Origin of the sequence: Faecalibacterium prausnitzii, assembly GCF_003287405.1 — a bacterium.
In the GTDB taxonomy this organism is placed as follows: Bacteria; Bacillota; Clostridia; order Oscillospirales; family Ruminococcaceae; genus Faecalibacterium; species Faecalibacterium intestinale.
Genome location: NZ_PRLD01000004.1, coordinates 134,520 through 147,538, shown reverse-complemented (window position 1 = coordinate 147,538; position 13,019 = coordinate 134,520). Strand labels below are relative to the sequence as shown.

Here is a 13,019-nt window from a genome sequence, read left to right as displayed (position 1 = left end):
AAAAAGCATCCATCAGAAACTCTTATTTGTAGTGTATCGCATTTTGCCCCGATAAACAAGCGTCCAATTTTCGTTTCACGGCATTTCCACAAAGTTTCAGCTTTTTTTAACAAAAAGGCTGCTGCACAAAATCACTGTGCAGCAGCCTTACGGGTAATTATATTACAGCGGCTCAGACCTCAAAGTTGGGGTCGTCCTTCAGCATATGGATGTTGGACATAAAGGCGCTCTGCTCGGGGTCGGTGAACTCGGCATCCTTCACATACTTGTTCAGCACAGCTGCGGTGCGCACGGGGTCGGCAATAGTGCCGGCACCGCCGATGCAGCCGCCGGGGCAGCCCATGCCCTCCAGCAGATAGCCATTGTACTTGCCGGCCTTGGCCAGCATCAGCAGCTTCTTGCAGTCGGCCAGACCCTGTGCGGAGGCGATCTTCACCTCCATGTCGGGACGCCATTCCTTGATCTTGTCGGCAACAGCCTTGGCAACGCCGCCGGACTGTGCAAAGCCGCGGCCCGCAGCAGAAGCGTAGCACAGATCCATCTCGGCGGGATCCACTTCCAGATTGTCCAGATCCAGATCCTTGGCTTCAATGATACCTGCCAGCTCCTCAAAGGTCAGCACGAAGTCCACATCGGAGCGGACGGTACGGCGGGAAGCTTCCAGCTTCTTGGCGGCGCAGGGTCCGATGAAGCACATACGTGCTTCGGGGTCGGCCTGCTTCATCATGCGGGCGGTGAACACCATGGGGGTCATGGTCATGGAGATGTTCTTGGCAAGGCCGGGGAAGGTGGTCTTCGCCATCATGCTCCATGCCGGGCAGCAGGAAGTAGCCATGAAGTCCAGCTTCTCGGGCACTTCCTCCAGGAAGTCGTGTGCTTCGTCCACGGTGCACAGGTCGGCACCGATGGCGACCTCCACCACATCGCAGAAGCCGATGGCCTTCAGGGCGGACTTCAGCTTGCCGGTAGAAGCCAGAGAGGGGAACTGGTTGATGAAGGCGGGAGCGACCAGCGCATAGATGCGGTCGCCGCGGTTGAAGCCCTGAATCAGCTGATAGATCTGACCCTTGTCGGCAATGGCACCGAAGGGGCAGTTCACCAGACACTGACCGCAGGACACGCACTTGCTGTAATCGATCTCGGCACGGCCCAGCTCGTCAGAGTGGATAGCACCCATGCCGCAGGCAGCGGCGCAGGGACGCTCGGTCTTGACGATGGCGTTGTAAGGGCAGACGGTGACGCAGCGGCCGCACTTGATGCACTTGTCCTGATCGATGGTGGAACGGCCGCTCTCCCAAGTGATGGCCTTCTTGGGGCACACTTCCATACAGGGGTGTGCAAGGCAGCCCTGACACAGGTCGGAAACTTTGACCAGCTTTTCGGGGCAGCGGTTGCAGGCAAACTTGATCACGTTGACCAGCGGGGGATCATAGTACTTATCGGCGATGGAGGCGTCCTCCAGACCGGAGACAACGCTGTTGTGCTCGTCCATGCGGCGGGTGGGCAGACCCATAGCCAGACGCACGCGCTCCTCAACGATGGCGCGCTCGAGGAAGATGTCCTTGCGCAGCTTGCCCTCTTCACCGGGGATGATGGTATAGGGGATCTTGCGCATCAGGTGGTTGGCCTGCTCGCCCTTGACGTTGGCGTAAGCCATGCGGGCGACCTCGGTAAACACCTGACGGCGGATCTGGATGACCGTGGTATTGATTCCTCTGAAACTCATTCCAATCTCTCCTTGCTTTGAAACAGCCATAAAACGGAGCCGCCTGCCCTGTGTGCAGAGCATAAAACGGCGCTATACGGGCGCGGATGGTACCGTGCTGGTTGCTTACAGCACGCCGAACCCGATGAATCCATCTTCATTTTAACATAAAGACGTGCGTATGGAAAGGGCAAAATACAAAAATCGTTAAAAATTTATTGTATTCATGCGGATGCACAGAATGTACAAGTAAAATGAAAAATTTTCAGCAAAGTGCTGCACGCACCCGCTCGCCGTCGTAGCGGCCAAGCTTTACCCGCACGATCTGCCCGCTCTCGCAGCCGGGAGCGGAGACCACCACCGGGATGTACAGCCGGGTGTAGCCGGTAAACAGCGTGCCGGACAGGGGCGTTTCCAGCAGCACCTCGTCCTCGGTGCCCTCAAAGGCAGCCAGTGTCTCGCAGCGCACCTGCTCGGCTACGGCGTTCATGCGGCGGCTGCGCTCCTGCTTTTCCCTCTCGTGGATCTGATCCGGGAAATCGTAGGCCGGGGTGCCGCTGCGGCGGGAGTAGGGGAACACATGGACCTTGACAAAGCCGATCTTCTTCAAAAATGCGCAGCTCTCCTCAAAGTCCTCTGCCGTCTCGCCGGGGAAGCCGCAGATGCAGTCGGTGGTAAAGCTGACCGGGCGGCTGCCGTAGGCGGCGCGGATCTGTTCCACCACCTGTGCGTACTCCTGCGCGGTATACACCCGGCGCATCCGGCGCAGGGTGGCGGTGCAGCCGCTCTGCAGGCTCAGGTGGAACTGCGGGCACAGCTTTTCCACCGCCGCCAAGCGGGAGATAAATTCCGGGGTGAGCATATCGGGGTCAAGACTGCCCAGACGGATGCGCTCGATGCCCGGCACCTGTGCGCATTTTTCCACCAGCTCCACAAGGTTCGTGCCGGTGTCCAGCCCGTAGCTTGGCAGGGAGATGGCGCTGAGCACCACCTCGCGGTAACCGGCAGCGGCCAGCTGGTGCAGCTCGGCCAGAATGCTCTCCTCGGCACGGCTGCGCACCGGCCCGCGGGCGCGGGGGATGACGCAGTAGGCGCACTGCCGGTTGCAGCCGTCCTCTACCTTGATAAAGGCGCGGGTGTGGGTCTCGAACCGCTCCACCGGCAGCTCCTCGAACTGCTCGCCGCGCTGGTGCGGGGCAATGGCTACGATGCGCTCGTGGCCGTCCAGCAGCTTTTGCACGTTGTCCAGAATGGCCTTGCGGTCGCCGTTGCCGCACACAAGGTCGGCTTCCATAAACTGCGCGGCTTCCTCCGGGAAAGCCTGCGGGTAGCAGCCGGTCAGCACCGTCACCGCACCCGGGTTCTCGCGCTTTTTGCGGCGCAGCCACTTGCGGCTTTTTTGGTCGCCAAAGTTGGTCACGGTGCAGCTGTTCACAATGAACACGTCCGCAGCCTCGCCTTCCTGCGCAATGGTAAAGCCGTTGGCACGGAACAGCTGTTCCAGTGCGCCGGTCTCGTTCAGGTTGACCTTGCAGCCCAAGGTATAAAAACAAACTCGCATGAGAGGGGTTCCTTTCCACAAAATGGGATAAAAATAGGGTTTACTCTTCATTATATAACAAAACAACGGCAGCACGCAAGACCGGAATTGCACCGTCCGGCGGCAATTGGTGGAAAACCGGGCGCAAAAAAGGCTGCTACACAAAGCACTGTGCAGCAGCCTTCAACAGGTGCGAATGAGATAGGATCAGGCCGCTGCCACCTTCAGCGCAACGGTGATCTTGCCGTTGACGACCTTCAGGTTGTTGGCAACGGTGGAATCAAATTCGTAATTGGCGGGTACCTTGTCGTTGTTCTTGGCGACCTCGGCAATGATCTTGCGGGCAGTGTCCTCGTCGATGCCGGTCACGCCCTTGGGGAAGCTGTGCTTGCCGGAGGTGACGCTCTTGCCGTTGACCAGCACCTCGTACTCGACCTCGACCATGGCGACCTTGACAGCGATGATCATGCTCTCCTTGCCGGTCTCCTTGTCCTTGACGAAGGTAAGGCAGTTCGGATAGTCCTTGTCCACGGTCACATCCGCGCCGCGGTATGCCTCGGGACCCTGTTCCTTGACCAGCTTCAGAGCCAGATTCAGGTTGCCCTTTACCGTATTGATAAGAATGCGGGGCATGGTCTTGCTGAAAACCTCGGTATAGGTCTTTCCGTCATCAACGCTGCCCATGATCACCAACTTAACATCATCGAACCAGGAGCAGCCGGTCAGCATGGAAGCGCCGGCAGTGGCGACCGCGGTAACACCAGCCAGCTTGAGGAACGTACGGCGAGAAATCGTGCTCATAAGAATCCCTCCAGAATAAAATCAATACATATCCAAAACACAGGGGATCTCCTGTTGGTCATAGCATACCGCAAAATAAGGCGTTTTGCAACGGATGTGTTCACACTTTGTAGATAAGCACTGAATTCCCGCACAAAAACTGAATAAATTGCCCAGCGGCATACCTGCAAAAGCGGCGGCATACACTGCAAAAAGAGAGTTTGCGCGGGGAGGTATGAGGAATGGAACGGAGAAATCTGGCGCTGCTGTGCGCGGGGGTGATCTGCTTCTGGCTGTTTGCGCTGGCCTTTGGTACGGCGCAGGGCAAAGGGCTGCGCATCCAGCCGGCGGTGCAAACGCAGGCAGAACCGGCAGTGCAGCCCCTGACGGTCACCCCGCCGCAGCTTACCCTGCCCTGCCGCGCGGCGATGCTCATCGACCAGACCAGCGGCACGGTGCTTTATGAGATGAATGCCGACCAGACCATGCCCATCGCTTCCATTACTAAGGTGATGACCCTGCTGCTCACCTTTGAAGCGGTGCACGCCGGGCGGCTGACCATGGACACTGCCGTGCCGGTCAGCGAGCACGCCTACCACATGGGCGGCAGTCAGATCTGGCTGGAGCCCGGGGAGCAGTTCACGCTGGACGAGATGCTCAAAGCCATCTGTGTGTCCTCCGCCAACGATGCGGCGGTGGCAGTGGCAGAGCTGGTGGGCGGCAGCGAGACCGCCTTTGTGCAGCAGATGAACGCCCGCGCCGCAGAGCTGGGCATGGAGCACACCACCTTCCGCAATGCCTGCGGGCTGGACACCGAGGGACATCTTTCCACCGCACGGGACGTGGCCATCATGAGCCGTACCATCCTGAATACCTGCCCGGAGGTGCTGCACTATACCGGTATCTGGACGGACACTTTGCGCGGCGGGCAGACCCAGCTGGTGAACACCAATAAGCTGCTGCGGCGGTACAACGGCATCACCGGGCTCAAGACCGGCACCACCGGCGGGGCGGGCGTGTGCATTACCGCCAGCGCCACCCGGGACGGGCTGGACCTCATCGCGGTAGTTCTGGGTGCACCTTCCAGTAAGGAGCGGTTCGAAGCCGCCACTACCCTGCTGGATTACGGCTTTGCAGCCTACCGCGCCGCACCGGTGCCCCTGCCGGAGGATCGCCCGCTGCAATTAAAGGTAAAGGGCAGCACGGAGGAAACTGTGCCGCTGGATTATGCTGCTCTGCCGCAGACTGCCCTGCTGCCCGCAGAGAGCGCCGGGCAGCTGACCGTGCAGCTATCCCTGCCTGAGGTGCTGGAAGCCCCGGTGACCCGGGGACAGACGGTGGGCAAGGCACAGCTGCTGTGCGGCGAAGCAGTACAGGGGGAGTACCCGGTGTGCGCCGCCGCCGATGCGCCGCGCATGGACTTTGATACCGCCTTGCAGCTGCTGTGGGACAGCCTGCGGGGTGCTGCAGCATGACCCTGCGCCGAAAAAGGCGCTTCAGCGCACAAAAGTGCGCCGGACGCCCGGCAGAGCTGTTGGATACCTGAACAAATATGGATGAAGAAACAAAAAAACACTATTAAAATTGTATGAAATCTAAGGAATTTGACCTTGACTTTACCCGGAGGGAACGGTACACTTATACCAAGATATTTCCTCGCAGGGCAAAGACCCGGCAGATCGTTTGGAGGTTTTAATAATAATGAGTGTCGCACTGAACACGAAACACCTCTCCAGCTTCATCAGCGAAGAGGAATATGCAGCTATTTATCCGCAGGTAGAAGCCGCCCACAAGCAGCTGGAAGCCAAGAATGGCCCCGGCAGCGATTTTCTGGGCTGGATGACCCTGCCCCGGGATTATGACAAGGAAGAGTTCGCCCGCATCAAGGCAGCCGCTGCCAAGATCCGCGAGGACTCTGACGTTCTGGTCGTGGCCGGCATCGGCGGCAGCTATCTGGGCGCACGCGCTGTTGTGGAAGCCGTTAAGGGTATGTACCACAACGAGCTGGAAGATGGTCTGAAGATCTACTTCTGCGGCAACAGCATCAGCCCCACCTACCTGAACAACATCATCAGCCTGTGCAAGGGCAAGCGCTTCTCCATCAACGTCATCTCCAAGTCCGGCACCACCACCGAGACCTCTCTGGCCTTCCGTGTGCTGCGTGAACTGCTGGAAAAGGAGATGGGCGTGGAGGAAGCCAACAAGCGCATCTACGCCACCACCGACCGTGCCAAGGGCACCTTGAAGCAGCTGGCTGACGCACAGGGCTGGCCCACCTTCGTAGTTCCCGATGACGTGGGCGGCCGCTACTCCGTGCTGAGCGCCGTGGGTCTGCTGCCTATCGCCGCCGCCGGCATCGACATCGATGCTCTGATGCAGGGCGCTGCCGACGCTATGGAGCGCTTCTCCGTGCTGAGCCCCGATAACGATGCTTACAAGTACGCCGCCATCCGCAACATCCTGTACCGCAAGGGCAAGGCTGTGGAGATCCTGGAGTGCTACGAGCCGGACTTCACCCTGATGAACGAGTGGTACAAGCAGCTGTTCGGCGAGAGCGAGGGCAAGGACAACAAGGGTCTGTTCCCCGCAAGCTGCATCTTCTCCACCGACCTGCACTCCATGGGTCAGTTCATTCAGGAAGGTGCCCGCATCATGTTCGAGACCATCGTGGACGTGAAGAAGCCCGCGCAGGATCTGTTCATCGACCCGCTGGAGGGCAACTTTGACGGCCTGAACTTCCTTGCAAACCAGAACATGAGCGTGGTCAACCGCAAGGCCATGGAGGGCACCATTCTGGCACACACCGACGGCGGCGTGCCCGAAGTGCTGATCGAGGTGGACGACCTGTCTGCTTATAATGTGGGCTACCTGATCTATTTCTTCTGGCGTGCCTGCGCCTGCAGCGGCTACCTGCTGAGCGTGAACCCCTTCAACCAGCCCGGCGTGGAAAGCTACAAGAAGAATATGTTTGCCCTGCTGGGCAAGCCCGGCTACGAGGGCCTGACCGCAGAGCTGGAAGCAAAGCTGAAGTAAAAGCCGAACGTAAAAAATGATCTCCCGCCGCAAGGCGTGGAAAATACAGGAGGACTGAACTATGATTAAACTGATTGTTGGTACCAAGGGCTCCGGCAAGACCAAGGCTATGATCGACCAGATCAACGACGCGGTCAAGACCTCCAAAGGCAATGTTGTTGTTGTGGAAAAGGGCATGAAGCTCACCTACGACATCGCTCCTGCAGCACGTCTGATCGATCTGGACGAGTACAAGATCTCCGGCGGCGAAATGCTGTACGGCTTTGTGGCCGGCCTGATGGCAAGCAACTACGACATCACCGACCTGTACATTGACGGCATCCTGAAGGTGCTGGATCACGATATCAACCGTCTGGGCGTTGTGCTGGATGAGATGGCAGCCATTGCCGGCGACAGCGTGAAGGTCACCGTGACCGTCAGCGCAGACGAGGCCGCACTGCCCCACGATGTGAAGAAGTACCTGTAATCTGATAAAAGAACAGGGCTAAAAGCTTTTCCAACAGGCAGAAGACCGGAGAAAAATAAATTTTTTCGGTTTTCTGCCTGTTTTGGTGTTGACAAAGGGTTGCTTTGGCGCTATACTAACAAAGCAGCCTTTTCAGAGGTGTACTATGCAATTTGACCTGAGAAAGTTTATCACCGCCGGCGCAAGACCGTACCATGCAGAGTTTCAGTGTGATTTATCTGCGTACGATTATGCCGGTGCAAGGATCCCGCAGCCGGTCACAGCCGTCTTTGATGCGCAGACCGATGGCGACGAGGTTCAGATAACATTGCGGGCAAAGGCATTGGTGCACGGAGAGTGCGCCCGCTGTTTGGACCCGGTCACCCGGGAAGAGACAGTCGATACGGAGTGGATCGTCAAGGAGCGGGATCTGGATGACCCGGATTTCGATCTTCCGCTGGATGAAAAAGGACACTTGGACGTAGACGAATGGCTCAATCAGGAGTTTATGTTCCAGATCCCCACGGTGCTGCTTTGCAGCCCCGACTGCGCCGGGCTTTGCCCGCAGTGCGGTAAGAAAAAGGCGGAATGCACCTGCCCACCGGCAGAGCAGACCGATGCCCCCGTAGACACTAGGCTCGCGATCCTTAAATCACTGCTGAACAGATAAACCCATCAAGGAGGTGCAAAAATATGGCAGTACCTAAGAGACATCTTTCCAAGGCCCGCCGCGACAAGCGTCGCAGCAATGTTTGGAAGCTGGAGGCCCCCGCACTGGTGAAGTGCAGCAACTGCGGCTCTCTGAAGCTCCCCCACCAGGCATGTGGCAACTGCGGTTACTACAAGGGCGAGGAAGTCATCAAGAAGGCCTAATTTGCGCGTAATTGGTGGCATAATGGTGTTATGTACAGAAGGGGAGGGCGCAAAGCCTTCCCCTTCTTGTTCTTTAGAGGAGGTGGATGCAGATGGCGATACGGATCGAGCAGGTAGATGCCGGCAGCGAAGCCGAAGCTCTTGGCCTTGCCCCCGGTGACGAGCTGCTGAGTGTGGACGACAACGAGCTGAACGACACGCTGGACTACGATTTTTATACCGACAGCAGCAGCTTCCACCTGAAAGCCCGGGTAGCAGACGGCATCCGGGAGTGGGAAGTGCAGCGGCCGCAGCGCGGTCCCTTTGGCTGCGGGTTCAAGACCTATCTGGGCGATGCAAAGCATTCCTGCTCCAACCACTGTATGTTCTGCTTCATCGACCAGCTGCCCCCCGGTATGCGCGAGAGTCTGTATTTCAAGGATGATGACGAGCGGCTGAGCTTTTTGTTCGGCAACTACATCACCATGACCAATATGCAGGATCACGAGATCGACCGCATCATCAAGATGCACATCTCCCCTATCAATATCTCGGTGCACACAACCAACCCTCAGCTGCGGGTGCGGATGCTGGCCAATAAGCGCGGCGGCGAGGTGCTCAAGTACCTGCCCCGGCTGGTGGAGGGCGGCATTGCCGTCAACTGTCAGCTGGTGCTCTGCCGCGGCGTGAACGACGGCGACGAGCTGCGCCGCACCCTTGCCGACCTGCTGGAACTGACCCCCATGGTGCAAAGCATTGCAGCCGTGCCCTGCGGCATTACGGATTACCGCAAAAATCTGTACCCGCAGGTGCCCTACGATGCAAAGACCAGCGCCGAGGTCATCGACATTATGGAAGAATTCGGCGATGAGTGCAAGCGCCGCCACGGCAAGCGCATCATCTACCCCAGCGATGAATGGTATCTCAAGGCAGGCCGTCCCATCCCTGCGCCGGAGTTCTACGAGGACTACGACCAGCTGGAAAACGGCGTGGGCATGATGCGCCTGTTCGAGGAAGAATTTCTGGCCGAGCTGGACAAGCCCCACCGGGTCTACGGCACCAAGGAACTGGATGTGGTCACCGGCACCATGGCAGCGCCCCTCATCACACGCATGATGGAGGAGCTGCACCGCCAGTACCCCATGATCACCGTGCACGTCCACACCATCCAGAACCGCTTTTTCGGCGGCAATGTGGGTGTGACCGGCCTGATCACTGCCACCGATATCATAGACCAGTGCGCAGGCAAACTTGCCACAAAAACGCTGGGCATCCCGGCTGTGATGCTGCGGGAGGAAAAAGATACCTTCCTTGACGATATCACGGTAGAGCAGCTGGGACAGCAGCTGGGCGTAAAGGTGGAGGTTCTGCCCACAGCAGGCGGAGACGAAGCCCGCGCTTTGCTGCGCAGCGGCCTGCACATTGCCCGCAGAAGAAAGAGCGGCAGCTGATAACGCCATTTTTATTGTATTTTACCCCTTTTAAGAAAGGAGGAGACCCCATGAGCAAACCGATCGTAGCAGTGGTGGGACGCCCCAACGTGGGCAAATCCACCCTGTTCAATAAGCTGTGCGGCCAGCGCCTTGCCATTGTGGAGGATACCCCGGGCATTACCCGCGACCGCATTTTTGCCAACTGCGAGTGGAACGGCCACGAGTTTTTGCTGGTGGACACCGGCGGCATCGAGCCCAAGGCCACCGAGGGCATTCTTGCCCATATGCGCGAGCAGGCACAGATCGCCATCGACACCGCCGACTGCATCATCATGGTCACGGACGTGCGCAACGGCCTGACCGCAGCCGACGAGGACGTGGCGCATATGCTGCGCCGCAGCCACAAGCCCATCATTCTTGCCGTGAACAAGTGCGACAAGGTGGGCGAAGCTCCCATGGAGCTGTACGAGTTCTACAACCTCGGCTTTGACGAGGTGATGCCCATTTCTTCCGTGCACGGTCACGGCACAGGCGACCTGCTGGATGCAGTGTGCGCACATCTGGACTTCAGCGAGACTGTGGTGGAGGAGGACCGCATCCCCGTTGCCATCATCGGCCGCCCCAACGTGGGCAAGTCCAGCCTGACCAACCGCATTCTGGGCGAGAACCGCATGATCGTGGCTAATGAAGCCGGCACCACCCGCGATGCCATCGACACCCCGGTGGACAACGCCTACGGCAAGTTCATCTTTACCGATACCGCCGGTCTGCGCAAGCGCAGCAATATCAGCGATGGCTTGGAGCGCTACATGGTGGTGCGCGCACTGGCTGCTGTGGAGCGCAGCCGCGTGGCGCTGATCCTTGTGGATGCCACCGTCGGCTTTACCGAGCAGGACAGCAAGGTGGCAGGCTACGCCCACGAGCAGGGCAAGGCCTGCATCATTGTGGTGAACAAGTGGGATGCCGTGGAAGGCAAGGAGACCAACACCATGGAGCTGCAGCGCCGCGGCTATGCCGAGTGCTTCAGCTTTATGGGCTATGCACCCATCATCTTCATCTCTGCCCAGACCGGCTACAACGTGAACAAGCTGATGCAGCTGATCCGGGATGTGGATGCCGAGAACGGTGCCCGCGTACCCACCGGTGTGCTGAACGAGATGCTGGCTCGCGCTACCGCCCGGATGCAGCCCCCCAGCGACAAGGGCCGCCGCCTGAAGATCTACTACCTGACGCAGGCCTCTACCCGTCCCCCCACGTTCGTGGCCTTCGTGAACGCAAAGCACCTGTTCCACTTCAGCTATCAGCGGTATCTCATCAACCAGATCCGCGAAAACTTTGGTCTGGAGCATACGCCCATTCGTCTGGTCGTGCGGGAGCGCGGCTCCGGCGAGGTGGGTGCCAAGGACGTATAACACGTCAGGAGGGCTCAGATGATGGAATCTGTTCTCATCGCTGCGGTGTCCGCCGTGCAGGCATACCTGCTGGGCAGCATCGACACCGGTATCCTCGTCAGCAAGTTTTTGTACCACGATGATGTGCGCAAGTACGGCAGCGGCGCTGCCGGCATGACCAATATGCTGCGCACCTTCGGCAAAAAGGCAGCGGCACTTACCGCTTTCGGCGATGTGCTCAAGGGCGTGCTGGCTGTGTGCATCGGCCGCTGGCTGTTCACCCTGATGCCGGAGAGTACCACGCTCTCGCCGTATCTTGCGGTGTATCTTGCCGCCATCTTTGCCATTATCGGCCACTTGAAGCCCCTGTATTTCGGCTTTAAGGGCGGCAAGGGCGTACTGGTGGCGGGTGGTACCATTCTGGCCATCCAGCCGGTGCTGATTCCCTTTCTGGCGGTCATCTTTCTGGCCTGCCTGCTGCCCACGGGCATGGTATCGCTGGGCAGCGTGACCATGGCGGCACTCTACCCGGTGCTCACCATCTTGTACGGTGTGTTCCGGGGCTACTCCGCCGCCGATCTTACCGTGTGTGCCATCGGCTCGGTGATCATGGGCGCGATGGTCATTTATATGCACCGCTCCAACATCCAGCGCATCCGCGAGGGCAAGGAGTACCGCTTTGGCCGTCACGGCAAAAAGTAACCTCAAATAGCACTACGCCCCGCAGCGGCCTTCTATCAGCCGCTACGGGGCGTTTTTGTCAGACAGCAGTCAATGGCAGGCCGCGTCTTTTCCGCTTCTCCAAGCTCTGTGACCGATTCGAAACATTTTTGTGAAAGACTGCCAAGGCGCATTGACAACGCCGTCCGGTCATGTTATGTTAGTATTGACAAATCAGTACTTTATAGGGCATTATATACACTGTTTCACCATGCCGCAGCTGCGGCAGAAAGGATAAAACCATGACCACTGCCTTAAAACGTACCGGCGCTGCCCTGCTGACGCTGCTGATGTTCTGTGTGCTCACACTGGGCGCTTCTGCCGCAGCCAATACCCCCGTTGGGGTCAAATTCTGGAAGGAAAAGTCCGATAAGGGATCCATGGCCAACTCTGGCATCGATTCTGACCGCGAAGCCACCCTTACCCGCCAGTCCAACGGCACCTACACCCTGACGCTGCCCGTCAAGCAGGTGACCAAGCTCAATGTGACCGGCTACCTGTCCGGCCTGACCATCGGCGATGTGACCTACGCCGGCACCCTGACCGGCGATATTGAAAAGGGCAACGGCATCCTGACCATCAAAAACCTGCCTGCCTCAGTGCTGACCGGCAGCGAGGTGGGCAAAGCGCTGACCGTGACCTGCAATATCCAGATGGATCTGAGCCTGCTGGGCGAGATCAACACCACCGCCCGGATGTGCATCTGGGCAAAATAAGCCGCACGATAACAAAAAGCGCCGTTCCACCCGGGACGGCGCTTTTTGCTGTTCAGCAGTCGATGTGCTTTTCCACAAAATCGGTGGCCATCTTATCCAGCTGCATTACCGCGTTTTCTGCGCCCTTCATCACCTTGCGCACGTTGCGGCGCATCTGGCGCTTGCTCTGGGTGGCCATCATGGCACCGGCAGCCCCCAGGGCTGCACCGGCGGCCATGCCCACTACCATGCCTGCGGCAGAATTTTCTCGCTGTTTCATTCTGAATTTCTCCTTTCGGCCTGTCATGACAGGGCTTGCAGTGCTATTATTTCCGCAAAAGAATCTGGTATGCGCTTTTTTTATGCAGCAATTTGTGGTATACTGTTGTATGATGCTTTTTATAGGCCGCTGCGCGCGGCTTTTC

Annotated in this window: 13 protein-coding genes; 9 read left to right on the top strand and 4 right to left on the bottom strand. The window is 58.4% G+C overall.

Features of this window, described 5'->3' with window-relative positions:
- Positions 1-172: 172 nt before the first annotated feature.
- The 3 genes from C4N24_RS05725 to C4N24_RS05715 all read right to left on the bottom strand — a co-directional run bounded on the left by C4N24_RS05725 (position 173) and on the right by C4N24_RS05715 (position 4,046).
- Complete coding sequence (locus C4N24_RS05725; RefSeq protein ID WP_112090664.1) at positions 173-1,726, bottom strand: 4Fe-4S dicluster domain-containing protein; 1,554 nt, start codon at positions 1,724-1,726, stop codon at positions 173-175.
- Positions 1,727-1,970: 244 nt separating this feature from the next.
- On the bottom strand, positions 1,971-3,266 hold the full coding sequence (mtaB, locus tag C4N24_RS05720; RefSeq protein WP_112090663.1) for a tRNA (N(6)-L-threonylcarbamoyladenosine(37)-C(2))-methylthiotransferase MtaB: 1,296 nt from the start codon (positions 3,264-3,266) through the stop codon (positions 1,971-1,973).
- 186 nt (positions 3,267-3,452) lie between these two features.
- On the bottom strand, positions 3,453-4,046 hold the full coding sequence (locus tag C4N24_RS05715) for a twin-arginine translocation signal domain-containing protein (RefSeq protein WP_112090662.1): 594 nt from the start codon (positions 4,044-4,046) through the stop codon (positions 3,453-3,455).
- 221 nt (positions 4,047-4,267) lie between these two features.
- Between C4N24_RS05715 and C4N24_RS05710 the strand changes: the two genes are divergently transcribed.
- From C4N24_RS05710 to C4N24_RS05670, 9 genes are all read left to right on the top strand, one after another.
- The gene (locus tag C4N24_RS05710) at positions 4,268-5,500 is read left to right on the top strand and encodes a D-alanyl-D-alanine carboxypeptidase family protein (RefSeq protein ID WP_112090661.1); all 1,233 of its coding nucleotides are present in this window, start codon (positions 4,268-4,270) and stop codon (positions 5,498-5,500) included.
- Positions 5,501-5,726: 226 nt separating this feature from the next.
- Entirely contained in the window at positions 5,727-7,058 is a 1,332-nt protein-coding gene (locus tag C4N24_RS05705; RefSeq protein WP_005920256.1) for a glucose-6-phosphate isomerase, read from the top strand.
- 61 nt (positions 7,059-7,119) lie between these two features.
- On the top strand, positions 7,120-7,524 hold the full coding sequence (locus C4N24_RS05700; RefSeq protein WP_005944262.1) for a hypothetical protein: 405 nt from the start codon (positions 7,120-7,122) through the stop codon (positions 7,522-7,524).
- Positions 7,525-7,669: 145 nt separating this feature from the next.
- Complete coding sequence (locus tag C4N24_RS05695; RefSeq protein WP_112090660.1) at positions 7,670-8,173, top strand: YceD family protein; 504 nt, start codon at positions 7,670-7,672, stop codon at positions 8,171-8,173.
- Between the two features lie 23 nt (positions 8,174-8,196).
- The gene (gene rpmF / locus C4N24_RS05690; protein ID WP_005920250.1) at positions 8,197-8,376 is read left to right on the top strand and encodes a 50S ribosomal protein L32; all 180 of its coding nucleotides are present in this window, start codon (positions 8,197-8,199) and stop codon (positions 8,374-8,376) included.
- Positions 8,377-8,468: 92 nt separating this feature from the next.
- Positions 8,469-9,806, top strand: a complete 1,338-nt coding sequence (locus tag C4N24_RS05685; RefSeq protein ID WP_112090659.1) for a DUF512 domain-containing protein — start codon at positions 8,469-8,471, stop codon at positions 9,804-9,806.
- 50 nt (positions 9,807-9,856) lie between these two features.
- Positions 9,857-11,200, top strand: a complete 1,344-nt coding sequence (der, locus tag C4N24_RS05680; protein WP_005920245.1) for a ribosome biogenesis GTPase Der — start codon at positions 9,857-9,859, stop codon at positions 11,198-11,200.
- A gap of 18 nt (positions 11,201-11,218) precedes the next feature.
- Positions 11,219-11,881, top strand: coding sequence for a glycerol-3-phosphate 1-O-acyltransferase PlsY (gene plsY, locus C4N24_RS05675; protein WP_112090658.1), 663 nt, complete (start codon positions 11,219-11,221; stop codon positions 11,879-11,881).
- A 260-nt stretch (positions 11,882-12,141) separates the two neighbouring features.
- Entirely contained in the window at positions 12,142-12,615 is a 474-nt protein-coding gene (locus C4N24_RS05670; protein WP_112090657.1) for a pilin, read from the top strand.
- A gap of 52 nt (positions 12,616-12,667) precedes the next feature.
- Here C4N24_RS05670 and C4N24_RS05665 read toward each other — a convergent pair whose 3' ends face one another.
- Positions 12,668-12,874, bottom strand: coding sequence for a hypothetical protein (locus C4N24_RS05665; RefSeq protein ID WP_097779496.1), 207 nt, complete (start codon positions 12,872-12,874; stop codon positions 12,668-12,670).
- Between the last annotated feature and the right edge of the window lie 145 nt (positions 12,875-13,019).

What these genes read in the sequence shown, in the direction of transcription:
- plsY (WP_112090658.1), top strand. Translation starts at nt 11,219, where the DNA reads ATGATGGAATCTGTTCTCATCGCTGCGGTGTCCGCCGTGCAGGCATAC.
- C4N24_RS05715 (WP_112090662.1), bottom strand. Translation starts at nt 4,046, where the DNA reads ATGAGCACGATTTCTCGCCGTACGTTCCTCAAGCTGGCTGGTGTTACC.
- C4N24_RS05700 (WP_005944262.1), top strand. Translation starts at nt 7,120, where the DNA reads ATGATTAAACTGATTGTTGGTACCAAGGGCTCCGGCAAGACCAAGGCT.
- C4N24_RS05665 (WP_097779496.1), bottom strand. Translation starts at nt 12,874, where the DNA reads ATGAAACAGCGAGAAAATTCTGCCGCAGGCATGGTAGTGGGCATGGCC.
- C4N24_RS05685 (WP_112090659.1), top strand. Translation starts at nt 8,469, where the DNA reads ATGGCGATACGGATCGAGCAGGTAGATGCCGGCAGCGAAGCCGAAGCT.
- C4N24_RS05725 (WP_112090664.1), bottom strand. Translation starts at nt 1,726, where the DNA reads ATGAGTTTCAGAGGAATCAATACCACGGTCATCCAGATCCGCCGTCAG.
- mtaB (WP_112090663.1), bottom strand. Translation starts at nt 3,266, where the DNA reads ATGCGAGTTTGTTTTTATACCTTGGGCTGCAAGGTCAACCTGAACGAG.
- rpmF (WP_005920250.1), top strand. Translation starts at nt 8,197, where the DNA reads ATGGCAGTACCTAAGAGACATCTTTCCAAGGCCCGCCGCGACAAGCGT.
- C4N24_RS05710 (WP_112090661.1), top strand. Translation starts at nt 4,268, where the DNA reads ATGGAACGGAGAAATCTGGCGCTGCTGTGCGCGGGGGTGATCTGCTTC.
- C4N24_RS05705 (WP_005920256.1), top strand. Translation starts at nt 5,727, where the DNA reads ATGAGTGTCGCACTGAACACGAAACACCTCTCCAGCTTCATCAGCGAA.
- der (WP_005920245.1), top strand. Translation starts at nt 9,857, where the DNA reads ATGAGCAAACCGATCGTAGCAGTGGTGGGACGCCCCAACGTGGGCAAA.
- C4N24_RS05695 (WP_112090660.1), top strand. Translation starts at nt 7,670, where the DNA reads ATGCAATTTGACCTGAGAAAGTTTATCACCGCCGGCGCAAGACCGTAC.
- C4N24_RS05670 (WP_112090657.1), top strand. Translation starts at nt 12,142, where the DNA reads ATGACCACTGCCTTAAAACGTACCGGCGCTGCCCTGCTGACGCTGCTG.